This window comes from Nostoc sp. (assembly GCF_036917375.1).
In the GTDB taxonomy this organism is placed as follows: Bacteria; Cyanobacteriota; Cyanobacteriia; order Cyanobacteriales; family Nostocaceae; genus Nostoc.
In genome coordinates, this window is sequence record NZ_JBALDN010000115.1 from 156,026 (window position 1) to 182,514 (window position 26,489).

Annotated in this window: 21 protein-coding genes, 1 tRNA gene and 1 pseudogene; 14 read left to right on the plus strand and 9 right to left on the minus strand. The window is 42.6% G+C overall.

Translation table 11 applies throughout. The features are described from left to right. Positions 1-385: 385 nt before the first annotated feature. The 3 genes from V7K45_RS31845 to V7K45_RS31855 all read left to right on the plus strand — a co-directional run bounded on the left by V7K45_RS31845 (position 386) and on the right by V7K45_RS31855 (position 2,784). On the plus strand, positions 386-805 hold the full coding sequence (locus tag V7K45_RS31845) for a BlaI/MecI/CopY family transcriptional regulator (RefSeq protein ID WP_292721488.1): 420 nt from the start codon (positions 386-388) through the stop codon (positions 803-805). Beyond that, on the plus strand, positions 805-1,644 hold the full coding sequence (locus V7K45_RS31850; protein ID WP_335009865.1) for a M56 family metallopeptidase: 840 nt from the start codon (positions 805-807) through the stop codon (positions 1,642-1,644). Before V7K45_RS31845 ends, V7K45_RS31850 begins: the two co-directional genes overlap by 1 nt. A 357-nt stretch (positions 1,645-2,001) precedes the next feature. Beyond that, positions 2,002-2,784, plus strand: coding sequence for a hypothetical protein (locus V7K45_RS31855; protein WP_335009819.1), 783 nt, complete (start codon positions 2,002-2,004; stop codon positions 2,782-2,784). Position 2,785: 1 nt separating this feature from the next. Here the strand turns inward: V7K45_RS31855 and V7K45_RS31860 are convergent. The 5 genes and pseudogenes from V7K45_RS31860 to V7K45_RS31880 all read right to left on the minus strand — a co-directional run bounded on the left by V7K45_RS31860 (position 2,786) and on the right by V7K45_RS31880 (position 6,015). Continuing rightward, positions 2,786-3,962: pseudogene (locus tag V7K45_RS31860) on the minus strand (aminotransferase class V-fold PLP-dependent enzyme). 24 nt (positions 3,963-3,986) lie between these two features. Continuing rightward, positions 3,987-4,058 (minus strand) — tRNA-Asn (locus V7K45_RS31865). A gap of 147 nt (positions 4,059-4,205) precedes the next feature. Next, positions 4,206-4,754 (minus strand): NYN domain-containing protein, encoded by a 549-nt coding sequence (locus tag V7K45_RS31870; RefSeq protein ID WP_322679778.1) that lies wholly within the window; start codon positions 4,752-4,754, stop codon positions 4,206-4,208. 297 nt (positions 4,755-5,051) lie between these two features. Further along, positions 5,052-5,729 (minus strand): ABC transporter ATP-binding protein, encoded by a 678-nt coding sequence (locus V7K45_RS31875; RefSeq protein WP_335009821.1) that lies wholly within the window; start codon positions 5,727-5,729, stop codon positions 5,052-5,054. 13 nt (positions 5,730-5,742) lie between these two features. After that, positions 5,743-6,015, minus strand: coding sequence for a hypothetical protein (locus tag V7K45_RS31880; protein WP_012410874.1), 273 nt, complete (start codon positions 6,013-6,015; stop codon positions 5,743-5,745). A 345-nt stretch (positions 6,016-6,360) separates the two neighbouring features. Here V7K45_RS31880 and psbD point away from each other — a divergent pair, with 345 nt between their 5' ends. The 7 genes from psbD (at position 6,361) to V7K45_RS31915 (ending at position 14,378) form a co-directional block, all read left to right on the plus strand. After that, the gene (gene psbD, locus V7K45_RS31885; protein WP_322694081.1) at positions 6,361-7,416 is read left to right on the plus strand and encodes a photosystem II D2 protein (photosystem q(a) protein); all 1,056 of its coding nucleotides are present in this window, start codon (positions 6,361-6,363) and stop codon (positions 7,414-7,416) included. Positions 7,417-8,208: 792 nt separating this feature from the next. After that, complete coding sequence (locus V7K45_RS31890; RefSeq protein ID WP_335009823.1) at positions 8,209-8,490, plus strand: 4a-hydroxytetrahydrobiopterin dehydratase; 282 nt, start codon at positions 8,209-8,211, stop codon at positions 8,488-8,490. A gap of 490 nt (positions 8,491-8,980) precedes the next feature. Further along, positions 8,981-10,723: an iron uptake porin gene (locus V7K45_RS31895; protein WP_335009824.1), complete on the plus strand. Its 1,743-nt coding sequence runs from the start codon at positions 8,981-8,983 to the stop codon at positions 10,721-10,723. A gap of 462 nt (positions 10,724-11,185) precedes the next feature. Next, the gene (locus tag V7K45_RS31900) at positions 11,186-11,623 is read left to right on the plus strand and encodes an RrF2 family transcriptional regulator (protein ID WP_335009825.1); all 438 of its coding nucleotides are present in this window, start codon (positions 11,186-11,188) and stop codon (positions 11,621-11,623) included. Positions 11,624-11,690: 67 nt separating this feature from the next. Next, the gene (gene cysK, locus V7K45_RS31905; protein WP_335009827.1) at positions 11,691-12,653 is read left to right on the plus strand and encodes a cysteine synthase A; all 963 of its coding nucleotides are present in this window, start codon (positions 11,691-11,693) and stop codon (positions 12,651-12,653) included. A 15-nt stretch (positions 12,654-12,668) separates the two neighbouring features. Then, positions 12,669-13,370: a J domain-containing protein gene (locus V7K45_RS31910; RefSeq protein WP_335009829.1), complete on the plus strand. Its 702-nt coding sequence runs from the start codon at positions 12,669-12,671 to the stop codon at positions 13,368-13,370. A 135-nt stretch (positions 13,371-13,505) separates the two neighbouring features. Beyond that, on the plus strand, positions 13,506-14,378 hold the full coding sequence (locus tag V7K45_RS31915; RefSeq protein ID WP_335009831.1) for a 6-carboxytetrahydropterin synthase: 873 nt from the start codon (positions 13,506-13,508) through the stop codon (positions 14,376-14,378). 62 nt (positions 14,379-14,440) lie between these two features. On the opposite strand, the gene V7K45_RS31920 is transcribed toward V7K45_RS31915, so the two are convergent. From V7K45_RS31920 to V7K45_RS31930, 3 genes are read right to left on the minus strand one after another with little or no spacing between them, the layout of a single operon-like run. Continuing rightward, on the minus strand, positions 14,441-14,998 hold the full coding sequence (locus V7K45_RS31920; RefSeq protein WP_335009833.1) for a Uma2 family endonuclease: 558 nt from the start codon (positions 14,996-14,998) through the stop codon (positions 14,441-14,443). 32 nt (positions 14,999-15,030) lie between these two features. Next, positions 15,031-15,999: a PrsW family intramembrane metalloprotease gene (locus tag V7K45_RS31925; RefSeq protein WP_335009835.1), complete on the minus strand. Its 969-nt coding sequence runs from the start codon at positions 15,997-15,999 to the stop codon at positions 15,031-15,033. Continuing rightward, positions 15,992-16,915, minus strand: coding sequence for a class I SAM-dependent methyltransferase (locus V7K45_RS31930; protein ID WP_335009837.1), 924 nt, complete (start codon positions 16,913-16,915; stop codon positions 15,992-15,994). Before V7K45_RS31930 ends, V7K45_RS31925 begins: the two co-directional genes overlap by 8 nt. Positions 16,916-17,239: 324 nt before the next feature. Between V7K45_RS31930 and mscL the strand changes: the two genes are divergently transcribed. Then, positions 17,240-17,671 carry a large conductance mechanosensitive channel protein MscL gene (gene mscL / locus V7K45_RS31935; protein ID WP_335009839.1) on the plus strand — a complete coding sequence of 144 codons (432 nt, stop codon included), beginning with the start codon at positions 17,240-17,242 and terminating at the stop codon, positions 17,669-17,671. A 198-nt stretch (positions 17,672-17,869) separates the two neighbouring features. Here the strand turns inward: mscL and V7K45_RS31940 are convergent, their stop codons facing one another. Then, positions 17,870-19,546: a DUF3352 domain-containing protein gene (locus V7K45_RS31940; RefSeq protein ID WP_335009841.1), complete on the minus strand. Its 1,677-nt coding sequence runs from the start codon at positions 19,544-19,546 to the stop codon at positions 17,870-17,872. A gap of 1,197 nt (positions 19,547-20,743) precedes the next feature. On the opposite strand from V7K45_RS31940, the gene V7K45_RS31945 reads away from it, so the two are divergent. From V7K45_RS31945 to V7K45_RS31955, 3 genes are all read left to right on the plus strand, one after another. Continuing rightward, positions 20,744-23,365 (plus strand): M1 family metallopeptidase, encoded by a 2,622-nt coding sequence (locus V7K45_RS31945; protein ID WP_335009843.1) that lies wholly within the window; start codon positions 20,744-20,746, stop codon positions 23,363-23,365. 477 nt (positions 23,366-23,842) lie between these two features. Beyond that, positions 23,843-25,567, plus strand: coding sequence for an ABC1 kinase family protein (locus tag V7K45_RS31950; RefSeq protein WP_335009845.1), 1,725 nt, complete (start codon positions 23,843-23,845; stop codon positions 25,565-25,567). Positions 25,568-25,596: 29 nt separating this feature from the next. Further along, entirely contained in the window at positions 25,597-25,971 is a 375-nt protein-coding gene (locus V7K45_RS31955) for a hypothetical protein (protein ID WP_335009847.1), read from the plus strand. The last annotated feature ends 518 nt before the right edge of the window (positions 25,972-26,489 follow it).

Sequence of the window (26,489 nt, forward strand, 5' to 3'; positions counted from 1 at the left end):
GGCAGGGAGCAGGGGGGACAAAAGGAGACAAGGGGGAATTATTGAACAAGTCTCTTCCTTGTCTTCCCCCTCTTCCTTGTCTACCTTGTCTCTTCTCCATGCCCAATGCCCACTTGCCCTGAGCGTTCGCGTAGCGTTTCGTAGAGAAGCCGAAGGGATGCCCAATTCCTAATCAATACTGAAAAAGCCCATTTTTATGATTTTAGACTTTCAGACTTGCTGCACTATCTTGTAATCTAAAACAAGAACAGACCTTCTAAAAGGGGAAAAAGTACAGCTTCAAGGTTACACCGCTAAAGGACAGATATTTACTCATTCCTTACTCCCTAGTACAGACGAGATTAATCGCGTCTCTGCCCACTCCCCACTCCCCATTGAAATTGCTATGGCACCTTTACCCGACTACCGCCCTAAACAACTATCTTTAGGCCCGTTGGAAGCGGAAATTTTAAATATTATCTGGGAACTTGGTTCAGCCACAGTCAAGGATGTACACGATCGCATCCTCGCCGATCCCAACCGCGAATTAGCGTATACTTCTGTCACCACAGTTTTACGTCGCCTCACTGATAAAGGTTGGCTGGCCTGCGATAAGAAAGAGCGAGCATTCTATTGGCGGCCAATGCTGAGTAAGCAGCAATCAGAAGTGATCAAAGCTCACGAACAGTTACAGCGATTTTTAGCGGTGGGGAATCCCGATGTTGTTGCTGCCTTTGCTGATAGTCTGGATGAAGCAGCTAGTGAGCAAATAGCAGCGATCGCCAAACGTATTCAATCTGCACGCCAAGCCAGGGAGGAACAATGATGCATCTGATAATGATTTTGAATGCTTTGGCAGTTGCCTGGTGGTTAAGATCCACTTGGAATCAACCCCAAGGCAATTGGAGTCGGCGGTGGCAGCGATCGCTATTTTTGTTTCTCTTCCCGCCCTTGCTAATTTTCATGACTGCGATCGCTGTCCTGTTCATGGGGCCTCAAGGACAAATGGGCGGGATGTATACAGGCTCAATTAGCTATTTACTAGCATTAATTTATTTGGCATTTTTTGCCATTTCATGCATTAAACTTGCCTTCCAGGGTTGGCAGTCTGTAGAATCTGCCCGTAACTGCCCTTTAGTGAATGTTGGCGATAGACGAGCCAGACTGCTGCAAACAGGCGCGTTGTTTGCAGGTCAAATCGGTTTTTGGCAACCAGAATTAGTGGTTAGTCAAGGATTAGTGCAAACTCTCTCACCGGCTCATTTAGAAAGCGTCTTAGCCCATGAGCAAGGGCATCACCATTACAGGGATACGTTCTGGTTTTTTTGGTTGGGTTGGGTGCGTTCTTGCACAGCATGGTTGCCGAATACAGAGCCTTTGTGGGAAGAATTGTTAGCTTTGCGCGAACTGCGTGCTGACGGTTATGCAGCATTGCAGGTAGACCCTCTAGTGCTAGCGGAGTCACTTTTATTAGTGGTTAGTAGCGGCCCCGTTTTATCGGAAATTTGCTGTGCTGCATTAGGTTCCTCTGGTGCAGATCGTTTAGAACAAAGAGTAGAAGCTCTATTAGCACCACCAGAACCAACCCCAGAACCTCAATTACAATCTTGGCATGGCTTTCTGTTGGCGTTTTTACCTCTACTTTCTGTGATATTTCATAGTTAAGTTGAATTTAAAAAGCTACTACAGCACGAAATCGTGATGTTTGTAACGAAAATTATGATGTTTGTAACCAAAACGGATTGTTTGTAACAAAAATCAGATTATTTGTAACGAAATTATTGTGTTTGTAACAAAAATCAGATTGTTTGTAACAGAAATCGTAGTGTTGGTAATGAAAACGTATTGTTTGTAACGAAAATCGTAGTGTTTGTAACAAATATCGCGATCGCAACAAATTAACAAGCGGTAATTACGAATTAGGAATTACGCTTATTCTTCTTCTAGCAACTGTTCTATATATTTTTGCACCAAAGGCACTTGAAAAGCATTGCCTTCTGGAGTCAAAATTTCTTTTCGCGAATGAGACTCAAAATATTAGAGCAAACTCCAACATTATTAAAACTACAACTTAAGCCAGCAGCCATCCTCTACTGGTTCTTTGGCGGACTCTTTGTAGCAGGAGGCGTTTTGTTGATAACGACATTGGGAAAGACAACTACTTTTACTTGTAATCGGCTTGAACCCACCCAAGAAAGTTGCCAATTAATCACCAAAAGTATTTTAAAATCTCAAGTTAAAAATTGGAAACTCAAAGAGGTGCTAAGTGCAAAACTAGACACTAGTACTACTGCTGGGAATAGTTATCCTTTGGTGCTTGTAACGAGAGATGGTTCAATTCCCATAGATTTAGTAAATGCAGACAGCACTCAGAAGGAATCTAAGGCTGCACAAATTAATGCCTTTCTTAAAAACTCACGAGAAGCAAAATTAACGATTCATGAAGATAGTTGTTTGTGGACTTATCCTCTAGGTTTATTCTTAATTGCAAGTGGTGCTGTTTGCATTATTTATATGCTGATGAATAACATAATTGTTTGCATTTTCGATAAAACCCTTGATAAAGCAACTATTAAACGTGAAGGTTGGTTTGGTAAAGAAGTAATTGAAGCTAAACTCTCAGAAATATCAGGGCTGAATATCGATGCAGTCGCAATTGACACAGTAACAGGCACAAATTCAACCAGTTACAATATCGTCTTAAACTTGGTATCTGACAAGAATATTTATTTGGCTGCTGGCCCAATGTTTACTGCTAAGAGTGCAGAACAGACCATTGATGCGATCGCCAGTTTCCTAAACTAGATTAACAGCTCAATCCTTTTAACACCTTTGCCAAATACTCATACTGCTCTAAATTATTGTAAATCTGCGCCGAAATCCTTACCAACAATCGAGGTTTTTCCTGCCACGGCATCACCTGCACTTGAATACCAAACTTATCAAACAACTCATCGTGTATAGACATGAAATCGCGGTTTTCCAAAATCGTAGGCATTGGCACAACTGCCATTGAACCAATCATCTCCTCTGGACAAGGCGGCTGTACTTCCAGCGCTTCACAAAGTAGCCGTCTTCCCTGCAACACCAGCTGATGATTTTGCTGTCTCAATTCTGTCCACCCACCAGGTAGCAACGAACCCATAAAAGCGATCGCTTCTGGTACAGACATATAAGCTGTAGGATCGTCTGTACCTGTCCAGTCAAATTCCAACTGAAAGCGGGTTTTATCAGTGCGTGGCGAATTTGTCCCGTGGCTAATTGTCAGAGGACGAATTTCTGACTGTTTATCTCGTCGCACATACAAAAATGCTGCCCCTTTAGGCGCACACAGCCATTTATGACAATTCCCGGTGTAAGTAAGTTGCGCCAATCTCTCGCAAATCTAGAGAAATCATTCCAGGCGTATGTGCCCCATCTACCAATGTATCTACACCTCGTTGTTGCAACTCCTTCGCCAACTCTTGCATCGGGAAAATTAGCCCTGTTTGGCTGGTAACATGATCCAAAAGTGCTAATCGGGTTTTTGGTGAAACTCGCTCAATTATTGCTGCCACTACTTGCTGTGGCGAGTCAATCGGGAAAGGAACTTTTGCCACCACCACCCGCGCACCAGTGCGACTGGCAATAAAATCAAGTGCATTGCGGCAAGCATTATATTCGTGGTTAGTTGTAAGTATTTCGTCCTCTGATGAAAACCTCAGCGACCTTAACACCGAATTAACGCCAGTCGTCGCATTGGGAACAAACACCAAATCTTGGACATCAGCACCCACAAACGCCGCCAGCTCATTTCTAGCATCGTCTAGCAGAGGTTCCCACTCTCTACCAAAAAAGCGTAAGGGTTCATGTTCTAACTGCGATCGCAATCTTTGTTGAAACTCCAGCACTTGTTTAGGACAAGCACCAAAAGACCCATGATTCAGAAACGTCACAGCCGAGTCAAGCGACCACAAGTCTCTGATGGATAATCTAGAATCCAAAATTTAAAATCCAAAATTGATAAACTCCCCAGGCTGGATTCGAACCAGCGACCAATCGATTAACAGTCGATCGCTCTACCACTGAGCTACTGAGGATCACTCACGATTTATAATAGTAGGGCTAAAAATAAGATTTGGCAAGTACTTTCGCCAATATTTTTTTTAGATAGTTAATTTATAGAAACTTTGCAGCCAAAATCGATTCAGGAACTTAAGCAGAGACTCTTAGATACTAAATATCTATTACAATCCCATTCTTAATTCCGCCAGACGCTGCCGCGCTTTAGCATCAATCGCATTAGCTAAAAACCTACTTTTAGATTGTTTGCGCGTATGATACTTTTGTCGCATCCGGCAGACAGTGGCTTCCACTTCCCCACAGAGTTGTTGTGCTGACAACCATTCAGCCCCATAACCTTGTATCATCAACTGCTGCGCCCGATCTGATGTAGCAACAATCACACGTGAAATCAAAGATTGCGCTATTTGCTGGCGAAAAGAAGCGCAAGATTTTTCGATATAAGTATCTGCGGTTTGCCCAAAATCAGTGTAATAAACAGATAAAAGCTCAGTAATAATCTCTTTATTACTAGAAGTATTCTGATATTGGGCATCAAAAACTATCTGAGTTGTGTAACCTTGAAACGCACTATAACCAGTCATCGCTTCCACAAGTTCGCCCCGTGCTGCCTCTAATCCAACGCTATCACGCGTTTTTTTAAGGCAAGGCCAAGCGCCTATGATATTGTAGCCGTCCACTAACAAAACGGCTTGGAGTAAGGAACGGGGCATGGTTTTTAATCACAATTTTCTAGAGTTAACAAAATTCATTCATAAGTTTTATAATAATTGATGCATAGTCTGTAACACTATGTTACACAGAATAAAAAATACGGCAGCCTCACAAAACTCAAACTTCAGATAGACGTACCAACTTAAAACGCGCCTTTGTTTAAAAGGCGCGTTAAAGTTCTTTTTGAGTTGTATTCAGCAGTGCTGTTAGCAGATAGCTAGGGTTAAGCTAATGCAATAAATTTTACTCAGCAGGGGCTAAACGCCCCGCTATCGCTAACAGCACTCAGCACTCAATTAGGAGGCTTCGCTGTCTACCTCCATCAGACGTTGTTTAAGACGTTCGGCTTCACCACTATCAACCAGAGAGCCTTTTTCTAGCAAGAAAGCGCCGTCACAGTAATTTAACTCATCTAATCGATGTGTCACCCAAAGAGCTGTAATACCTCGACTTTTGACAAGGCGACGGACACCAGCAACTAAATCCAACTGGCTATCTGGATCTAGTAAGGCAGTGGGTTCATCTAATAATAAGACTTCACAACGACGGGCGATCGCACCTGCGATCGCCACACGTTGTTTCTGTCCCCCAGAGAGTGCATAAATAGGGCGTCGTTGCAGGGTAAGCAAATTCACCGCTCCAAGCGCCTCTTCAACCCTGGCTCTAGTAGCAGCAGGTGGCAACTTTTCTTCCACCAATCCAAAAGCCACATCGGCACCAACCGTTGGCATCACCAGTTGATGATCCGGATTTTGGAAGACAAAACCAACGGGTTGCAAAAGCCGAATTTCGCCAGATTCAGGAGCTAATAACCCCGCCAGCAGTCTCAGTAAAGTAGATTTTCCACTGCCATTTGTACCCAAGAGCATCCAAAACTCACCCTTGGGTACTTCTAAAGAGCAAGATTTGATAACTTTCTCTCCATTAGGCCAGCTGAAATTTAAATCCTTGACCTCAATGCCCACTTGAGCCATTTGTCAACCTTAGTTACTCAGCAGCTACAGCAAAAAAGCCAGGTGGTCTGCCGCCACCAGGGGTTGTACCATCTTTCTGAACAATCTGCACCCCAGAAATTTCACTAGCGCGGACAGCAATTTTTTTCTCTGTCTTGCCTTCGCACTTGAGTTCTACAATGTCAGGGTTGCCAGAACGGATTGCTGCCAAAATTAGCTGATAGACAGCCTCAGCATCCTCTGCTGACTTACGTTGTACTGAGATTGGGAAAGCAGTGTTTCTGATGCTTAAATCGATGGTAAACATTTAGCAATAATCAAATTTAACTGTGGACTCATTTTAGCGTCAGCTGAGTGATTCTAGGGAAATGGGGATTGGGCACTTGTACTGAGCGAAGCCGAAGTATGGGGCATTGGTTATTTCTCTTCATCTTCCTAACTCCCATTTATCACCTCATCTGAATCAAAAATTAATTTTTATGACAAAACCCCTAGAAAAATTAGCGATTTACACCTAATATGATTAAAGGTGTGTAAAAAATTGTAAACTAGGTTAACAACCCGGTAAATTTTCTGCTTGTAGAAGGCTTTATTTATAGCCGTCTATAATACAGATACAACCTGTACTTATAAAATTTGGAGATTTGCTCTAATGACCATCGCAGTTGGACGCGCCCCCAGTAGAGGGTGGTTTGACGTTCTAGACGACTGGCTCAAGCGCGATCGCTTCGTATTCGTAGGTTGGTCAGGGATATTATTATTCCCATGCGCCTTCCTAGCACTAGGCGGTTGGCTGACCGGCACCACCTTCGTCACCTCTTGGTACACCCACGGATTAGCATCCTCTTACCTAGAAGGGTGTAACTTCCTGACAGTGGCAGTATCCACCCCCGCCGACAGCATGGGACATTCCCTATTGCTGTTGTGGGGACCAGAAGCTCAAGGCGACCTCACCCGTTGGTTCCAACTGGGTGGGTTGTGGCCATTCGTTGCCCTACACGGAGCCTTCGGTTTGATCGGCTTCATGTTGCGGCAATTTGAAATTGCGCGTCTAGTCGGGATACGTCCTTACAACGCCCTCGCCTTCTCCGCTCCCATTGCAGTATTCGTCAGCGTATTCCTGATGTACCCCTTGGGACAATCAAGTTGGTTCTTTGCACCCAGCTTTGGCGTCGCTGCGATCTTCCGGTTCCTGCTATTCCTGCAAGGGTTCCACAACTGGACACTCAACCCCTTCCACATGATGGGTGTTGCAGGTGTATTGGGTGGTGCTTTATTGTGCGCCATTCACGGTGCGACAGTCGAAAACACCTTGTTTGAAGATGGTGATGGTGCTAACACCTTCCGCGCCTTCAATCCAACCCAGTCGGAAGAAACCTACTCAATGGTGACGGCAAACCGTTTCTGGTCACAGATTTTCGGTATTGCTTTCTCAAACAAACGCTGGTTGCACTTCTTTATGTTGTTCGTGCCAGTTACAGGCTTGTGGATGAGTGCCGTCGGCATCGTCGGTTTAGCACTCAACCTGCGGGCTTATGATTTCGTTTCCCAAGAATTGCGGGCGGCGGAAGACCCTGAGTTTGAAACCTTCTATACCAAAAACATTTTGCTGAACGAGGGTATCCGCGCTTGGATGGCTCCTCAAGATCAACCCCACGAACAATTTGTATTCCCTGAAGAAGTTCTACCTCGCGGTAACGCTCTCTAAGAATTCAAATTTGACCATGACTCGAATTAGGGTTGTGGTTGGCGAAAATTGACACACCCAGATAAAATAATCTCCTTGTAATCAGCCAATAAAGTGTCACTTTTCACTATCTGAAGTAATCTCCCATCTTTTAGATGGGAGATTTTTTATATATTGGTTAATATCTCTAAATTTATGTGTTATGTTAGATGAAGGTTAAGAACCCAGAGTAAATACTCTGCCCTTTGAAAACTAAGACCGCTTAGGCAATAAGGAGGTGATGCCCATGATAGAAAGTAGTAAATGCATGGGTCATCAGGTTGCAGTTAGCCGGCTGCGCGCCGGGGCTGTTCTCTAAAAGTTAGCCTTAGTTATCTTTGAGATACTAAGTTAGCTCAATTAGCTAGGCAAGCTCGGAGTTCCTTCCGGCAGTCTGGTTGCAACCTGAAGACCCGCTAGACCGCTCTGACTTAGATTATCCAATCTAAATCAGGGCGGATAGTTTTTTATAAGTGATTTTTGTTTTATCAATGCTTACTTTTAAAAGAAAGATAGCGATCGCTGCCACGACGAACAAAGCCAACCTATTTAAGTTATTTTAAAAAGCATAATTATCTTGCGTTAAACCTTGGAGTTTGACCAAACATGAAAAATAGCATCTTTCTGCCAAGTCTGATTTAAATCTAGACACATACATTGTGGCTGAATTTATCCTTCCATGCTTTTTGTGTGGAGAATAAAAGGGGTTTGCCTTTGTCAGATGCAAAATGTAACAAATAAATATATTAACTATATAAGTAGCAGTTTCTTGATATGGCACAACTACTCACCGAAGCGGAAATTCAAGAACAGGCAAAGGTTCTGTCAGATTGGACTATTCAAGATTCCAAGTTGCAAATTACCCGCACATTCAAAGATTTTATTGAAGCAATTGAGTTTGTCAATAAGCTGGTTGAACCGGCTGAGTCAGCCGGACATCATCCAGATATAGAGATTTCCTACAATAAAGTAAAGATTACACTTACAACACATGATGCAGGCGGATTGACACAGCCAGATTTTGATGTAGCACGGGTGATTTCCCAGATTGAGTAAGTGATTTCTTTTAAAATCTCTTGCACCAAATTATAGGAAGTCACTACGATATACGGTTTATATCCCCGAGCCAATGTCTTCTAACTGGCGGGAGATTTATACTAGGGTTAAGTGAAAGAAGCGATTTTTGATGGCAAACTCTAAGTGTCTAAAGCTTCAGTCATTTAGCCTGTGTAGAGAGCGAATGACCCAAACTCTACTCCCTGCTTAGATATTTAGATAAGTATGTGTGACAGTTATTAAGGCGATCGCTCCAATATTGCCATCTAGATATGATGTTTTATAATGTTATGATATAAAGATATGTTTTTGCATAAGTTAATCACATCAGTTTTTAACCCAAAGTTAATCGTTTATTAGCTTTGCAAAAACTAGAATTGTAGTAGAGACAGCTATGCCTCATCCATAGGTTTCAATGAGATGTCGCATTTTCGAGAATTAGGTGTAACGAAACCAATTATCTAAACAAGGTGTGAGGAGTAAAGGAAAAATGTCTAATCTATTATGGAAATCCTTAGTGGTTAGCCCAGCAGTTTTGGGAGCAACATTGTTAGTTTCGGCAACAGCAATGGCGGCCCCAAGCACAACCACTAAAGTATCACCAGCGAAACAACTAGGTGTAACTGAAGTTGCCCAACAGCCAGAAATATTGGCTCAAACAACCATAGATCAAGTTAATCGCTACAGCAACGAAGGCAATCAAGGCAATTCTCAATCTCAAGTAACATCGGTTTCTCAATTTTCCGATGTACAACCTACTGACTGGGCATTCCAAGCATTGCAGTCTTTGGTTGAGCGCTATGGTTGTATTGCAGGTTATCCGAATTCTACATATCGCGGTAATCGTGCTTTGACCCGTTATGAATTTGCTGCTGGTTTGAATGCTTGTTTGGATCGGGTTAACGAATTGATTGCCACAGCAACAGCTGACTTGGTGACAAAACAAGATTTAGCTACCTTACAACGGTTACAAGAAGAATTTTCCGCAGAATTGGCAACCCTACGCGGTCGCGTAGATTCTCTAGAAGCGCGGACTGCTGAATTGGAAGCTAATCAGTTCTCCACAACCACAAAACTGGTTGGTGAAGCTGTTTTTGCCGTCAGTGATGCATTTGGTGGTAACACTGGGGACGCTAACAATACCGTCTTCCAAGATAGAGTACGTTTAGACTTGCAAACTAGCTTCACTGGTAAAGACGTTTTACATACTCGTCTGGCAGCAGGTAATTCAACAGCCTTTACACAATTTGACAACGCTAATAATCCAATTGGTACTGCTGAAGGCACACAAACATATCAAGTTGGTATCGGCAATGGTAACAACAGTGTCAGAATAGACCGCTTGACTTATGAAGTTCCCATAGGCCCAGCCCAAGTTTACCTCGCAGCTAGTGGTGGACGACACAGCCAGTATGCTTCTGTCAATAACCCTTACTTTTTTGACAACACTGACGGCGGTAACGGTGCTTTATCTACCTTTGCTTCTGAAAGTCCCATCTACCGGATTGGTGGCGGTGCTGGTATAGCGCTCAATATACCCCTTGGTAAAGGTGGCGGTATTTTAGGAAATAGCTCAATCACTGCGGGTTACTTGGCATCCCAAGCTAATAACCCTGGTCTTAGTCAAGGTCTGACCAATGGTGACTATGCTGCTTTAGGACAGTTAAACTTTAGTGTTGGCGATCGCGTGGCTTTAGCTGCTACCTACGTCCACGGATATAGCGCCAGTGGTGCTTTATTTGACTCTGGTACAGACGGAACAACTGGAGGTTTTGATGTAGGTACTGGACAAGCTAACTTTTTAGGTAATGCAGGCGGTCTTGCAACAAACACAGCAACCCGCTCTAACAGCAACTCCTATGGTGTGTCGGCTGCCTTTAGACCTAGCGACAAATTGTCCGTTAGTGGATTCGTCTCTTACCATGATGTTACAGGCGCAGGTGCAGGTGATGATTATCAAGCTTGGAGCTACGGTTTAGGGGTAGCCTTACCTGATTTCGGTAAAAAAGGTAACGTTTTAGGTATTTTTGCTGGTGCAGAACCCTATTCCTTTAACCGCCCAGGTTTTGGTGGCAACAATGATATACCCTACCACTTTGAAGGCTTCTACAAGTATCGTGTATCGGATAACATCTCTGTAACTCCTGGTGTAATCTGGTTGACCTCTCCTGGTCAAAACAGCGATAACGATGATGCTATTATCGGTACACTCAGAACTACTTTTACCTTCTAGAGTGTTGATTATCTGCTGACAAATTTGAACTCTATTTCTCCCCGCCATTAGGCGGGGTTTTTTGTTTACGGTAATAATAATGGATAAACCCCAGTAGTTAACCGGAGTATAATAGAAAAGTTAGGAGTTAGAAGTTATGAGTTATGGCGGGTTTGATAGGAATAGACCAAAGTAATGCTCACTCTACAACTGACTTACGCCGCGAGCAGCTTTTTCTGAGCGAGCTTTTTTAGTAGAAGTTGGCGGTATAAAACTACATATTGCGTAGTATCTTAACTCTACCAATTTGAGATTTTGAATTTTGGAACTGAGATTGAAGGAAAAAGCGTTCGACTGAGCGCTCACGCCGTACCCCTCCGGGGAAGCAAGCTACGCATAGCGTTCCGTAGGAAAGTCTCAAATCCAAATTGAATGACTTTTAACTTCTAACTTCTAATTTTTACCCCTAACTTATTGCTGCTTGTGGAACTATCCTGTAAATCGGAATACGCAATTCTCGCCTTATTAGAGATGGCCGCTCATTACGAAAGCGGCGAACCGCTGCAAATTAGACAAATTGCAGCACAACAAAACATACCCGATCGCTATCTGGAACAGCTACTAGCAACCTTGAGGCGTGGCGGTATAGTTAAAAGTCAGCGTGGATCAAAAGGTGGCTATCTGTTAACGCGAGAACCCCGAAAAATCATCCTTTTTGAGATTTTGGAATGTTTAGAAGGCTTAGAGGCGCGGGCTGGTGAAGAAAACGTTAATTCCAAAAGCATAGACAGTTCAGTTATAGAAGAAATTTGGCAAGAAGCAAGTTGCGCGGCAAATTCAGTCTTGCAAAAATATACGCTCCAGGATCTTTGTGAAAAACGAGATTCGCGGCGGCAATTAGATATCATGTACTACATTTAGTCAAGAGTCATTTGTCATTTGTTGATGACTAATGACCGATAACAAATAATTAATTAAGGACTAATTTATGCGAATAGCTCGTAACATTACAGAACTTGTCGGTCGTACACCCCTAGTGCAGTTGAACCGAATTCCTCAAACAGAAGGATGTGTTGCAGAAATTGTGGTGAAACTGGAAAGTATGAACCCATCGGCATCAGTCAAAGACCGGATTGGGGTAAGTATGATTAACGCTGCTGAAGCGGAGGGGCTAATTACTCCTGGGAAGACAGTATTGGTAGAACCTACTTCTGGAAACACCGGTATTGCCCTAGCAATGGCAACAGCAGCAAAGGGTTATCGATTAATTTTGACAATGCCAGAGACGATGAGTGGAGAGCGTCGGGCAATGTTACGAGCTTATGGAGCAGAACTGGAACTAACACCAGGAATGGAAGGCATGAGTGGGGCAATTCAACGAGCGCAACAAATAGTTAATACTACACCAAATACTTATATGTTGCAGCAGTTCCGCAATCCAGCCAATGCAAAAGTGCATCGGGAAACTACGGCGCTTGAAATCTGGGAAGATACCGATGGACAAGTCGATATCATTGTGGCAGGAGTGGGTACAGGTGGTACGATCACTGGTGTAGCAGAAGTGATTAAAGCACGCAAGCCTAATTCCAAGGCGATCGCCGTTGAACCAGCTAATAGCCCAGTTTTATCTGGGGGACGACCAGGGCCCCACAAAATCCAGGGAATTGGTGCTGGGTTTATTCCCCAAGTATTAAAGATAAAATTGATTGATGAAGTGATTACCGTCACCGATGAAGATGCGATCGCTTATAGTCGACGTTTGGCAAAAGAAGAAGGGCTACTATCTGGCATTTCCAGTGGAGCAGCTTTATGTGCGGCAATTCGCGTCGCCCAACGTCAAGAAAATAAGGGGCGTTTAATTGTGATGATTCAGCCCAGTTTTGGTGAGAGGTATTTGAGTACACCGTTGTTCCAAGACCTGGAGGCAAGATTGGCCGCTAGCGTCAGTTAACAATACATTGAATTAATGGTCAATTCTAAGCACGTTTCTAACCATTACGAAACTCTCAAAGTTAGTCCAAGTGCCAGCCAAGCGGAGATTAAGCAAGCTTATCGCCGCTTGGTTAAGTTGTTTCATCCTGACAGTAATCAGGAAACAGCCGATCGCGAGCAAATTATCCGCATCAATGCAGCTTATGAGGTCTTAGGCGACAACCAAAATCGCCGCAATTATGACCAAGAACTGCAAGATGACTCCCAAAAATTAAAGAGCGATCGCCAACAGCGTACAGCATCAGCCCAACAGCATTACCAAACAAGACGAAAAACTGGACGGGATGTTGACGAGCAAGTTGAAGAATGGCTGCGCCAAGTTTACCAACCAGTCAATCGCTTGCTTTGTACGATTCTTTATTCGTTAGAAGAACAAATGGAGCAATTAGCTGCCGATCCCTTTGATGATGAGTTGTTAGATGAATTTCAGGAATACCTAAAAACCTGTCGAGATGACCTCAAGCAGGCACAAACTACTTTTCGCTCCCTGCCAAATCCCCCTAGTCTCGCAAGAACGGCGGCTCACCTCTACTACAGCCTCGATCAAGTAGCAGATGGACTCGATGAATTAGGTTATTTTCCTTTGAACTACGATGAGCGTTATTTACACACAGGTCATGAACTATTTCGCATAGCTTCGAGATTGCACTGTGAAGCACAAGCTTCTGTTACATAGTTATTGGGTATGGGTCAATATCGCTAGATGTCAAAGGACAGATGACTAATGACTAATGACACATAACTTAGGAATTAGTTTATGCTGGAAGCAGAAAAAGATTAAGAAATTTTAAATTCTGCTCATAGTGTACTCATGCAATGCATTGTTAATCGCCGCGCCCAGTTTTCAGCAAGTCATCGTTATTGGTTGCCAGAACTGAGTGAAGCCAAGAATATTGAGAAATTTGGTGCTGGCTCTAAATTTCCGGGACACGGACATAACTATGTCTTATTCATCTCTCTAGCCGGGGAATTGGATGAATATGGCATGGTGCTGAACTTGTCTGATGTAAAACACGTAATTAAACGGGAAGTTATCAGTCAATTGGACTTCTCTTATCTCAACGATGTGTGGGCAGAATTTCAACAAACTCTGCCTACTACTGAGAATATTGCACGGATTATATGGCAGCGACTAGCACCGCACTTGCCTCTAGTCCGCGTGCAGTTATTTGAACATCCTGAACTTTGGGCAGATTATATGGGAAACGCAATGGAAGCCTACCTCACCATCAGTACTCACTTTAGCGCCGCGCATCGGCTAGCTCATCCTAAACTCAGTAACGAAGAAAACACTGAGATTTATGGTAAGTGCGCTCGTCCCAACGGTCACGGACACAATTATCATCTAGAAGTTACCGTGAAAGGGGAAATTGACCCACGGACTGGCATGATTGTTGATTTAGGTGCCCTGAATAAAGTTGTAGAAGATTATGTGGTAGAGCCATTCGATCACACCTTTTTAAACAAAGATATTCCCTACTTTGCCGAAGTTGTGCCGACTGCTGAAAATATTGCACTTTACATTAGTAATTTACTGCGATCGCCTATTCAAGAATTGGGAGCTAAACTTTACAAAGTGAAATTGATTGAAAGTCCCAATAATTCCTGCGAAATCTACTGTACTGAATCTGAATCAAATTCAGTCAGCGCAGCTGCGAGTCAGCCAGTATTAGCAAACGTTTAGGTAATTGAAAATTTAGGCATAGGACATAGGGAACTCATATCATCCCAATGCCCAATGCCCACCTAAAAAAGTTTACTTACTAAGCAGTTAAAACCAGGTAGCAAAGGACTTGTCAATTCATCTTGACTAAATAGAGTAGCTGCTAACTTTAAAACAGCCTGTTCGCGTCGATAAACCTCTACTTTCTTCTGTATAGAATCGCAAATCCAATATTCCTGAACTCCTTGCACCGAGTACAGCTTTAGCTTTGTTTCCTTGTCGCGTTTCTCGTTTTTTTCGCCGGGTGATAAAACCTCTACTACTAACTCCGGTGCGCCCGTGAGATGTCCAGCTTCATCTAGTAAGTTTTTTAAGCGTTCATGACTTGCCCATACCACATCAGGGATCACATTGTCAGAATCTGAGAAAATAATTCCAGGTGCGATCGCAGCTTTACCCAGACCACTTTCATCTGACCAATTGTTAAGAACTGTAACAATCTTGCCACAACTTGATTGATGATCCCAACTAGGTGATTTAGTCACAAATAGTTCTCCATCAATAATCTCATAGCGATTTCTGCGATCGCTAGCAAATAGCTCTAGGTCAGCAGTCGTCCAACGCACTGGAGTTGTTTGCATAGAAACCCCTTAGCCTTTTCCTAAATCATATTTTAAAAATACCGACGACGGGCGGAATGTCGCAAATAGCGATAAATGCCCCAGGCTAAAACTCCGAAAAAGAGATTTAGCAAAAAGCGACTAAATATAAACCACAAAATATAAGTGTCAAAAAGCTTCGACGGACTCAAAGGACTAATTTTCCTGACTAAGAGAAACAGCCCAAAAATAGCATTCCCACCCAGGACGAGGGCAAACAGCACTAAACCCCTCTGCCAGTAACGGCGTTGGCGTGTACGGTCTGAAATCAAGATAATTACAGGTTTACCTTGGACTTTTCGCAGTAATTGTTCCAGTCGCCAAAACATCCACAACAGAAACGGAAATAAACTATAAGTAAGAAAACTTACGGGTATTGAGTAACGTGCAGCACTAGATAGGACATTCACTAGGGCATGACAAATTACAGAATTTAGCCAAGCCCTAAAAATGAACTTCTTGTCTCGATTTAATCGAGTGTGGGAAGAAATATAAATTCCTAAAGCATATCCCCAAGGTGCAGAGAACATCGCATGGACTGGTGTACCGATAGAACGGGCAAGAATTGATGCTGTATCGTGAAAAAGGTAAATCCAGTTCTCTTCGGCAGTGAATCCAAGGGCAACAGCTATGGTGAAGAGGAAAACGCTAGAGGGAAGTAATCGATACCTATGTTGTAGATAGTAGGTTGGGACAACAACCGCAGTCAACTTGCAGCCTTCTTCAATTGGGCCTATTTCCACAAGCTGCCGCAAGGCTATACCAGGAAGCCAACGTTCGATCTGATGCCAGTCTACAAAAGAGTTCGCTACAATTTCAAAAACCCATTCGAGTCTAAGGGCCAAAAGACCAGATATTGCCCCAATGATAAAGAACATCAGTAACTTTAACAGAGGTGGGGCAAATGGTACTCGAAAGTAGTAATAGCCTAACAGCAGTAAAGGTGGTATTGCTGCCCACAACAGTAGAGATAAATCAACCACTCACCTGAGCGATCGCTGTACGGTGACGGTGGGTATTGTTGGTAACAGTGGGAGTTTGGAAACCCGCTTCAACTATAGCTTGCTCAATGTCCAAAGCAAAATATTCATCTAAATATGGTTCAGTACTTTTGAGCAAAGTCAAAATGTAGGCTGGCATTTTCTTGTAAACTTCAGAATTTGGATTCATATCCATGATTGCCAAGTAGCCACCCGGACGCAACACGCGCCGCATTTCAGCTAAAATCTGTTGGGTTGCTGATTGGGGTAATTCGTGGCACATCAGGAAAATGGAAACTAAATCAAACGAGGCATCAGGTAGCCCGGTAGATTCAGCTTGGGCATGAAGCCAGTTAATTTTAGCTTGACGTTGCCCAGCGCGGTAATTGGCAACGGCTAAAAAGTAGGGAGATAAGTCCAAGCCTGTAATTTTGGTATGGGGATAAACTTTTTGTAGGGCAAAACTACTCAAGCCCACACTACATCCTACATCCAAGATGTCTTGCGGCTCATGGGGAATTTGACTTTTCAGGATATTGTGGTAGCTTTGGCGCAGCATCGGATCGCCTTGCGCTTCTTCAGAACTCTGCCAAATTTTAGCGTGGACAGCGTAAGCAGCAGGTTCTACCTCAAAAGCGGCTTGCCAACTGAGATTTCCGGTTTCGTAAGCATGGAATGAGGTGACGTAGTAATCGGGGTAGGAAAGCTGAGGATTTTGTACTTGAGCGAGATCGTCTTTCCAATCACGCGCTTGTAATGTTTCAACTTCTCGTGTCCAAGGCACACCAATTCTCTCGGCACGTTTAATCATCATTTGTCTAGCTTGATGCTTGGCTAGGTTAGCTAAAGGCTGGATTGCCAATATACCATTTACCAAACGAGAAGCTAAACCAGGATTAGTGTTTACAGCAGCAGTCATAAATTAGTTTGCATTTAACAGCCTTTTCTACTTATGACATACTTGCTAGACAGCAGTCTAGAAATGAATTGAATTGTATAACGGCAGTCTGCCTCCTTTGGCTTGCCCCAAGCAACAAATATTATAGAAGGTTGACATTTGCAGAGCAGCAAACTTCTGAGAAGATTTGAATGATGCTGGTTTACATTTTTTATTTATCAGAGAATTTCATTCAAGACTGGTAAAATTTTCATACTTAGCAACATTTGTCTCAACAAGAATGGCAAAAAACTGAGTGTAATTTATAAACAAAAGTACAGTAAGTTCAGCTTATTGGAGTCAAATATGGCCAGATCAAGAAGAAGAGCAAGTGGCTTTTTAAAAGATTTTCAAGATTTTGCCCTTAAAGGCAATATAGTTGACTTGGCGATCGCCGTGATCGTTGGTGGTGCTTTTGGCAAGATTGTCACTTCCTTTGTTGAAGATGTAATCATGCCATTGATTAATCCCTTAGTTAGTTTTGCTGGCAAAGACTGGAGAACAGTCGCCATTGGCCCGGGAATCAAGATTGGTCACTTTCTTGGTGCAATAGTTGACTTTGTAATCATTGCCTTAGTTTTATTTGTGGCAATTCGAGCCTTACAAAAATTCAAAAGACAAGAAGAAGTCGCCGATGAACCCTTGCCAGATCCTAACCTTGTAGCCCAAGAAAGATTGACTGGCGCATTGGATAGACTCAACCAAACCTTAGAAACTCGGAATAATCAAGTTTTGTGAGTAGGGAGGGGAGATGAGGGAGAAATCAATTCAAAATTGTACCCTTACAGGGAAGCAAGCTACGTGCAGCGTCTCGTAGAGAAAAAAGGCTGAGGAGATGTAGGTTTAACTTCCCGTAGCGTGGGAGATGAGGAAGTGAGGGAGAAATATTCAATCCCTATACCCCATACTCCATGCCCAATGCCCTACTTTAATGCCCTACTTTGCACTAGGCTTAAGAGCTAATAACATCTCTAATTGACTGGTGGATTTATCAGGGCTAGTGGCGGTAAAACCAAGACCACGAATGGAATTCAGGATGGTGATGGTATCTGCATTAGATGAAACAAAACTATTGATCAAGGGCACAGTTTTAGTTTTATCCATATCCAGGTAGAAATAGCCACCGTTAGGCTTTTGCAAAGAACCAGTCACGGCTTTGAAGGCGTCGCTAGTGTCGAGAGATGGATTTTTGCGATCGCTAACTGCGTCAGCAATGGGGCCACCAATAGCTACAAATACAGTATCTCGATCCAGCCAACCATGTGCTAATAAAGCTCCTTGTCGGGGAATTTGCCATTCAGTTACGTCTTTACCACCAATATTTCTGTTGGCGACGTTGATTTGTTGGGTTTTGGCAAGGGTATCCAATTTTGTTAAGGTGGCTTCGGCAGTTTTGCGATCGCTAGTATCAAATACTAAAGCACCTCCAAAACCAACACTCGCTAATACCCCTTGATTTGATGGAATCGCACCAAAGGCGAATTCCCCATTCATCCAGCCAAAAATATCCTTATCTAGGTCTAGATTGGCGAATTTCAGTTGTCCTCTCGCTTGTTCTAGAGCTTGCTTCATTTCGGGATAATCTTTTGACTGCTCTACCAGCGCTTCCCAACCACGGCTGATGCCATTTCCGCTAATCAGAGCAAAGGTATCAGCAGGAAATTGCCCGACTATATTCCCAGGACTTGATTGATACTGAAATTTATTTAATTGCGGATCTAAATTAGCGATCGCTTTTACCCGTACTCCTGCATCATCAACACCAACACCCGCTACCACAGATTTTATCTGCTTCAGTTGCGTCAGGGTTTGTGGGGGTAATTGCTTTGCCTGAGGATTTCCAGCAGTTAATTGCTGTATCATTTCGGCATAGTCTGGTACATAAATTTGGGCTAGGCTGTTTTTAACATCCACTCCTTTAAGAATGCTGCTAGCACCTTCTTTATTGGCAAAAGAAGACTGTCCTTTAAACGTGTCAATTGCTTTTTCTACAGCTTGCTTTTCGGGCGCTAATACCAGCTGACTATCATTTAAAACTACACTATACGTCGGCTTGCCATTTTGTGTAGTTTCGATAATTTTTTGACCTTGATAGTCAGATTCCTGTAATTTCACCCCTTTTTGTGACTTCAATTTGTTTGCAAAATTTAACGCACTGAGTTTGTCCTTGATTCCCACCACTATCAAGATATTGGATTCCTGCTGTAAATTTGTTGGCACATTAGGTGCCCCAGAGGGCACGTTTAACTGTGCCGGTTTTACAGGATTTGGTGGCAGTACAGCAATCATCAGACTACCAGCCCAAGGCTTTATGTCTTTTTCATAAGAAACGTTACTGTCACTGAACATTTGATTATTGAAATTTTCCAGACCTTTTGCCACTAACTTTTGTGCTTCTGGAGTGCCAAACTGCTGTAACTTTGCCCAAGCTTGAGAGTCAGTAGTAATATAAGTTGCTATCAGTGCTGTTGAAGGTACTACTTTAGCACTGCCTAGAGCGTCTGAGGTACCTCCTGGTGAGCCTTTAAAGTACATATAAGCCGCTATACTTCCTACGACAACGACGGCAGCACCAACAACAGGAATGAGAAATTTTGATTTACTTTCAGGCATTTTGTTATCCTCTTTTGCTCAGATTGTCACCGAGATTTATACAAGTGTCACTGTAGAGTTTTCGGATTTATAGTAATTTCCGCTAATCCATCGCTAGACTAACCCATGACAAAAGGATTCAGCAGCACGCTCATTGACAAGCTGCACATCTACCTCCTACTTGCAGAAAATTATTGCTTTTGACATCCATTATTAATCGGATATTAATCATAAAGATTCTCAGTTAAACGTGATGTCTTAATCAGCAAACATCCAACTTAAAAGTGATTTTTGACTACAAATGGGTTTTTGCAAATTAAATACATAGCAATCCTATCTGATTCGTAGAAATTGCAAGGGTAATACCATTTTGGATTTTAGATTTTGGATTGGGAATTGCCTTGGTGCGTCTGGCTTGGTGTGAATCCATCTGTCGCAATCATTTTTGAAAATGGTATAAGATTCCCGACTTCTTAAAGAAGTTGAGAATCTCATTGTTTACGAATGATTTCAGATTGCTATAGCACTTGGATCTCACAGTCCATCTATGCAGCAAACAAGCTAGCGATGTCTGCTACGGGCTACGCCTACGCCGATTTGTTAAAGAGGTTAAGAAGATTTGGGAAGCGCAACGTCAATCTACAAGTGTTCTCTGAGCGACTTTTACGGGCACTTGCCAATATGGGAGTTTTTACGGAGACACAAATTGGTTATTGTACTCTCACACAACTAGTATCCTGCATTTAGTTTCAACTCCAGTTGGTATTTACTGATAAAATTAGTAATCCTACAAATTAGCGGTCTAAAATTACTCTCAAAAATACTTCAATCAGATGAGGAGCGAATCTGCAAATGATATGCTGTTCGTTTTAAACAAAATAGCGTGTTCAGCAGCAAGCTATCCTAAAGTTATAAAAATAATTAGGAGTATTTGTACTTAATGAGAATTTATCGAGGTGCAAGAGATTCTTGACTCAATACCAAAACAGTGCAGAACATCAGCAAAAGTAAATGCGGCAGGGATATGGAAAAAATCCCAGGATCGGTAGCCGATCTTTGGAAGTTCGGGTGAGATTAATTTCAATCCCCCAATCCCAAAGGTGAGAAGTCACCTCCATAATGCCCTGTTGATTTGGGAAATAGATCAGATACCGCTATTTTACTTAACTACATCCAACCAAGCCAGACTTTTCAAGATTACAAGGTCAGTAAGCATCAATGTCGCAGTCTTATTTTGATACAGATAATAACGTACACAAACATTTTGAGTTACCTGGAGCAAGACCACATTACAACCCCGATCGCCCTGGACAGGTAGAGCATATTTTTCTCGATCTCAGCTTGGATATTCCAAAGCTTTGCTATCAGGGCAGTTGTAGCATTCGCCTCTTGCCAATCCGTAATGGTATTGATCGTTTGACTTTGGATGCTGTCAACTTAAATATCGAGTCTGTGCAGGTGGACGAAGTGCCACAAAATTTTGACTATGACGGCGAACAGCTTTCTATTCAACTTTCTCAGCCAACCCAGATTGGTAAACGCTTGCTGATTGCGATCGCCTACTCAGTGGCAAAACCGCAACGCGGTATTTATTTTATTCAACCAGATAAGCACTACCCAAACAAGCCTATTCAAGTCTGGACTCAAGGTGAAGACGAAGACTCTCGCTTTTGGTTCCCCTGCTTTGACTATCCAGGACAACTATCTACTTCGGAAATTCGCGTTCGCGTTCCCAACCCTCTCGTGGCGATTTCCAATGGCGAATTAATTGATACCACAGAAGATGGTGATTACAAAGTCTATCATTGGTTACAGCAACAAGTTCATCCTACCTACTTGATGACTTTAGCAGTAGGTGATTTTGCTGAAATTCGAGATGAGTGGAAGGGTAAAGCTGTCACCTACTATGTAGAAAAGGGACGGGAGGAAGATGCTAAACGCAGCATGGAAAAAACTCCCCGAATGATCGAATTTTTGAGCCAAAAGTATGGTTATCCATATCCTTTTCCGAAATACGCCCAAGTTTGCGTTGATGACTTCATATTTGGCGGCATGGAGAACACTTCCACAACACTGTTAACAGACAGATGTTTGCTGGATGAACGCGCCGCCTTAGATAACCGCAACACTGAAAGTTTAGTCGTCCACGAACTCGCGCACCAGTGGTTTGGTGATTTGGTGGTGATTAAGCATTGGTCTCATGCTTGGATTAAAGAAGGGATGGCTTCTTACTCTGAGGTGATGTGGACAGAACAGGAATATAGTTTAGAAGAAGCAGCTTACTATCGTTTATTGGAAGCTCGTCGTTACTTAAGCGAAGATAGCAGTCGTTATCGCCGTCCAATGGTAACGCACGTTTACCGAGAAGCTATTGAACTTTACGATCGCCACATCTACGAAAAAGGATCTTGTGTCTATCACATGATTCGGGCCCAATTGGGAGATGAGTTGTTTTGGCAGGCAATTCAAACATTTGTCCAAGATAATGCCCACAAAACCGTAGAAACAGTAGACTTACTCAGGGCGATTGAAAAGGCAACTGGACGTAATCTTTTGTTTCTCTTTGACCAATACGTTTATCGTGGTGGTCATCCCGATTTTAAAGTAGCTTACTCTTGGGATGGAGATGCTAATTTAGCAAAAATTACAGTCACTCAAACCCAAGCTGATGAAGGCAAAAATGGCAGTAAGGATTTGTTTGATTTAAAAATACCTATTGGTTTTGGCTATAACCAACAGGAAGAAGTCAGGAGTAATGGAAAACTCAGTACTCAGGACTCAGCACTTAAAACTTTCACTGTTCGGGTGAATGAACGCGAACAAAGCTTCTACTTTCCCTTAGAAAATAAGCCCCAATTTATTAGCTTTGATGTTGGAAATAATTACCTAAAAACAGTAGCTTTGGAATATCCAATCGCGGAGTTAAAAGCACAGTTAGAATTCGATCCCGACCCAATTTCACGTAGTTATGCAGCAGCAGCTTTGGCAAAAAAAGGCGGGTTAGAAGCAATCAAAGCACTGTCTGCATCGCTAAAAAATGACCCATTGTGGGGTGTGCGTGTGGAAGTGGCAAAACAACTAGCCCAAATCAATTTAGATCAAGCCTTTGATGGCTTAATTACTGGGTTAAAAGATAAAAATGCTTACGTGCGACGAGCTGTAGTGGAAGCACTTACTCAAATCAAAACTGCTGAAAGCTATAAAGTTGTCAGAGGGTTAGTGCAAAAGGGCGATCCCAGCTACTACGTGGAAGCAGCAGCTTCTCGTGTTATCGGAGCGATCGCCTCATCAAACTTGGAAGAAAAACCCAAGGAAGACAAGGTATTAAAGCTGCTAAAAGGCGTTTTAGAAGAAAAGGCGGGTTGGAATGAAGTCGTGCGGAGTGGTGCGATCGCCGGTTTAGCTGAATTCAAAACCTCAGAAGCAGCTTTGAATCTGCTGCTAGAATACACCAAACTCGGTGTACCACAACCCCTACGTTTAGCCACAATTCGTGCTTTAGGAAAGATTTCTGTAGGTCAAAGTCCGGCTAATTTGGAACGGATTTTAGACAAATTAACAGAACTAGCCAAAGAAAGCTTCTTTTTAACGCAAGTGTCGGTAGCAGCAGCATTAGGACAAATGGAAACACCCAAAGCCGTGGGAATTTTGCGATCGCTAGCTGAACAAACAGCTGATGGGCGTGTACGTCGCTCTGCTGAAGAAGAAATTTCCAAGGTGCAAAAGAACATTGGTTCCGAAAAAACCCTGCGGCAACTGCGTGAAGATTTCGACCAACTCAAACAACAAAATCAAGAATTGAGAAGCCGTTTAGAAAACTTGGAGGCAAAATCTAAATAGCACTACACGATCGTTAAAAGTCGGTAATTGGTAATTGTGGCAAAGCTACTACCAATTACCAATGTTTTAGTTGATGCTGTAATTTTATTTTCTACTTAAATCACAGGTATAAATAAACATAGTACCAAGATCCCCGACTTCTAACATAAGTCGGGGATCTTTATGTTGTAAGCGGTTACTGAGTTTCAATTTGCATATATAGGTACATATTTATATTTTTATAAAAAATGGTTAAGAAAAGATAAAATCATCTAAAAGTTGGATAAGTAGTTGTAGTTTTATAAAGTATAATTAAGAAAAAGATAAACAAATCTAGGCAGTAACAGATGCTAAAATCGCCTCGAACACTATCCCCAAAGGGTAGAGTTCTAGTTGTTTTAGATAAAAGGCTACCGCTATCCTGAACTTGCAACTAACTTGTGGGTCAGGAGAAAAACAATCATTGTAAATTTTTCAGTTGAAGAGGCAAAAAAAGGCGTGGGTCAGTATCAACCTGCTCAACTAAAACTCTATAATCCAGATGCGATCGCTCGCTACTATAGTTACCGTCCTTGGCTAGCCTGGGGGCGAGTGCTGAGAATTATCTCCTCCTTTGCAGGATTTATATTCGGTCTGAAGTGGGACGAGTGGCAAGATAAAGTTGAGCAGAACAAGGGTAAACGAGCTATCCAGTTGCGAGAACTCCTCACCCGCCTCGGCCCGACTTTTATTAAAGTTGGTCAAGCCCTCTCCACTAGGCCTGACCTGATACGCAAAGATTTTTTAGAAGAACTGATCAAGTTACAAGACCAGTTACCACCTTTCGATAATGCGATCGCTTACCAGATTATTGAAAGTGAACTAGGTCGTCCAATTCACGAAAGTTTTAGCGAACTGTCACCTCATCCAGTCGCTGCTGCTAGCTTGGGTCAAGTTTACCGAGGTCGTCTGGTCACTGGGGAAGAAGTGGCTGTAAAGGTGCAACGCCCCAACTTACATCCGGTAATTACACGCGACCTATATCTGATGCGTTGGGCAGCCGGTTGGCTAGCTCCTTGGTTGCCTTTAAATCTCGGTCACGACCTAACTTTAATTGTGGACGAGTTTGGCACGAAGTTATTTGAGGAAATTGACTATATTAATGAAGGCCGCAACGCCGAGAAATTTGCTAGCAACTTCCACAATGACCCACAAGTAAAAGTTCCAGGTATTTACTGGCGTTATACCAATACTCATGTTTTAACTCTGGAGTGGATTGACGGCTTTAAGTTGACGGATACTCAACGCATCCGCGAAGCGGGTTTAGACCCAGAAGCGATCATCCAAATTGGCGTGACATCAGGATTGCAACAGCTTTTAGAATACGGCTTCTTCCATGCTGACCCTCATCCTGGCAATTTATTTGCTGTACCCGATGGTCGTATGGCTTATATTGACTTCGGTATGATGGATCAGTTGGAAGAAAGCACCAAAGAAACACTGGTAGATGCGCTAGTGCATTTGGTGAATAAAGACTATACCGACTTAGCCGAAGACTTTGTAAAATTAGGGTTTCTGACTCCAGATACGAATATTTGCCCGATAGTGCCAGCATTAGAAGCGGTGCTAGGAAACGCTATTGGCAAAAATGTCAAAGATTTTAACTTCAAAACTATTACTGATGAATTTTCGGAACTGATGTACGAATATCCTTTCCGAGTTCCGGCAAAGTTTGCTTTGATTATTCGTTCTCTAGTTACCCAAGAAGGTATTGCCCTTAGCCTTAACCCCGATTTCAAAATTGTGGAAGTGGGTTATCCCTATATAGCGCGGCGGTTGCTGACAGGAGAATCGCCGGAATTACGCCGACGATTATTGAATGTGTTGTTCAAAGATGGTAAATTTCAGTGGCAGCGGTTAGAGAATTTGATTGCGATCGCTCGTACCGATAACAACTTTGATGTATTGCCCACAGCTCAGATGGGGTTCCAATACTTAATGTCGGAAGAAGGCAAGTTTCTAAGGCGACAGTTAGTGCTTGCTCTCACCGAAGATGACCGCTTGCACACCGAAGATGTCCAACGTCTGTGGAACCTGGTTAAAGATGACTTAAAACCGGATCGTTTATTAAATGTAGCGATCGGGATTTTAACAGAGTTATCCAGAGAAGGGGCAGCCGCTATCCTGCCAAAAGCAACATTACTTGGGTCTTTTGCTGAGAACCAGTCAACAAATAAAAAGTAAAAAATTTTTAATAGAAATTAGGAGTTTTCATGTATTATTTTCCTGAGCAACCGCCTTACTTTCTCTTACTTGTTGGCTTTTTGATAGCATTAACATCTGGTTTGGCATTATCTGGCACTTTGAAAGTAATTGTGCAGAACTGGCCAAGCGAACGAGCAGAAAATACTCAGCCACGTTCCTCACTCAAACAATTACTTGTACCATTTATCGGCATAACAGGCGGTACTTGTTTATTTATGTCTTCAGGCTTAGAGATATTTGGCTTTCCCTCATCCTTGGCTCTAGGAGTCGGTCTACCAATTAGTCTATTTACTTGTTTGCTAGTTTGGTTGCAGTTGGGAAGTATGATGACCTTCATACAACGCGAAGGTATGCAATCTCTAGATTTAGATTCTTTTTCTTAACCCTCTTTTGTCACTTTGGGAGAATCTAATCGCTCAAACGGTTACGGGGCTTTAATTTCTACTTTTTGTCTATAAATTTTAGTTTCTGTTAGAAAAAAAAGCCTCAAACCTAGACTAAATCCAAGCCTTAGAATTTGGCAGAGATTATTGTTTTTCGAGAGTGACAAAAGCTGTTTACGGACGCGCTCGCTTCCGTTATGGATGGAAGAAACAAGTCTAATTCTCTTCCCTTCTGCCTCCTGCCTCCTGCCTTCTTTCTTAGGAGAGGGTTAAATAGTAGGAAGCCTCACAAATATCTAAATTACCGTAAATACTCACCACCAACAATGATGCTCTATTAAAAAATGAGAGCGTTATCTAGTTGTGAATCATTATTTTTTACTGAAATTTAATCACTGGAGTTTAGACTAAGTAGGAAAAAAAGACCCAGCAGCACTGAGTTGATAAAATACAAGCTTTAAACATGGAAATCTTTAATATTAAGCAGATTTAGCTTGCTCTTTACGAGGCTTTGTTGT

Coding starts and splice junctions, on each gene's coding strand:
- V7K45_RS31845 (WP_292721488.1), top strand. CDS start 386: ATGGCACCTTTACCCGACTACCGCCCTAAACAACTATCTTTAGGCCCG.
- V7K45_RS31850 (WP_335009865.1), top strand. CDS start 805: ATGCATCTGATAATGATTTTGAATGCTTTGGCAGTTGCCTGGTGGTTA.
- V7K45_RS31855 (WP_335009819.1), top strand. CDS start 2,002: ATGAGACTCAAAATATTAGAGCAAACTCCAACATTATTAAAACTACAA.
- V7K45_RS31870 (WP_322679778.1), bottom strand. CDS start 4,754: ATGCCCCGTTCCTTACTCCAAGCCGTTTTGTTAGTGGACGGCTACAAT.
- V7K45_RS31875 (WP_335009821.1), bottom strand. CDS start 5,729: ATGGCTCAAGTGGGCATTGAGGTCAAGGATTTAAATTTCAGCTGGCCT.
- V7K45_RS31880 (WP_012410874.1), bottom strand. CDS start 6,015: ATGTTTACCATCGATTTAAGCATCAGAAACACTGCTTTCCCAATCTCA.
- psbD (WP_322694081.1), top strand. CDS start 6,361: ATGACCATCGCAGTTGGACGCGCCCCCAGTAGAGGGTGGTTTGACGTT.
- V7K45_RS31890 (WP_335009823.1), top strand. CDS start 8,209: ATGGCACAACTACTCACCGAAGCGGAAATTCAAGAACAGGCAAAGGTT.
- V7K45_RS31895 (WP_335009824.1), top strand. CDS start 8,981: ATGTCTAATCTATTATGGAAATCCTTAGTGGTTAGCCCAGCAGTTTTG.
- cysK (WP_335009827.1), top strand. CDS start 11,691: ATGCGAATAGCTCGTAACATTACAGAACTTGTCGGTCGTACACCCCTA.
- V7K45_RS31910 (WP_335009829.1), top strand. CDS start 12,669: ATGGTCAATTCTAAGCACGTTTCTAACCATTACGAAACTCTCAAAGTT.
- V7K45_RS31915 (WP_335009831.1), top strand. CDS start 13,506: ATGCAATGCATTGTTAATCGCCGCGCCCAGTTTTCAGCAAGTCATCGT.
- V7K45_RS31920 (WP_335009833.1), bottom strand. CDS start 14,998: ATGCAAACAACTCCAGTGCGTTGGACGACTGCTGACCTAGAGCTATTT.
- V7K45_RS31930 (WP_335009837.1), bottom strand. CDS start 16,915: ATGACTGCTGCTGTAAACACTAATCCTGGTTTAGCTTCTCGTTTGGTA.
- mscL (WP_335009839.1), top strand. CDS start 17,240: ATGGCCAGATCAAGAAGAAGAGCAAGTGGCTTTTTAAAAGATTTTCAA.
- V7K45_RS31940 (WP_335009841.1), bottom strand. CDS start 19,546: ATGCCTGAAAGTAAATCAAAATTTCTCATTCCTGTTGTTGGTGCTGCC.
- V7K45_RS31945 (WP_335009843.1), top strand. CDS start 20,744: ATGTCGCAGTCTTATTTTGATACAGATAATAACGTACACAAACATTTT.
- V7K45_RS31955 (WP_335009847.1), top strand. CDS start 25,597: ATGTATTATTTTCCTGAGCAACCGCCTTACTTTCTCTTACTTGTTGGC.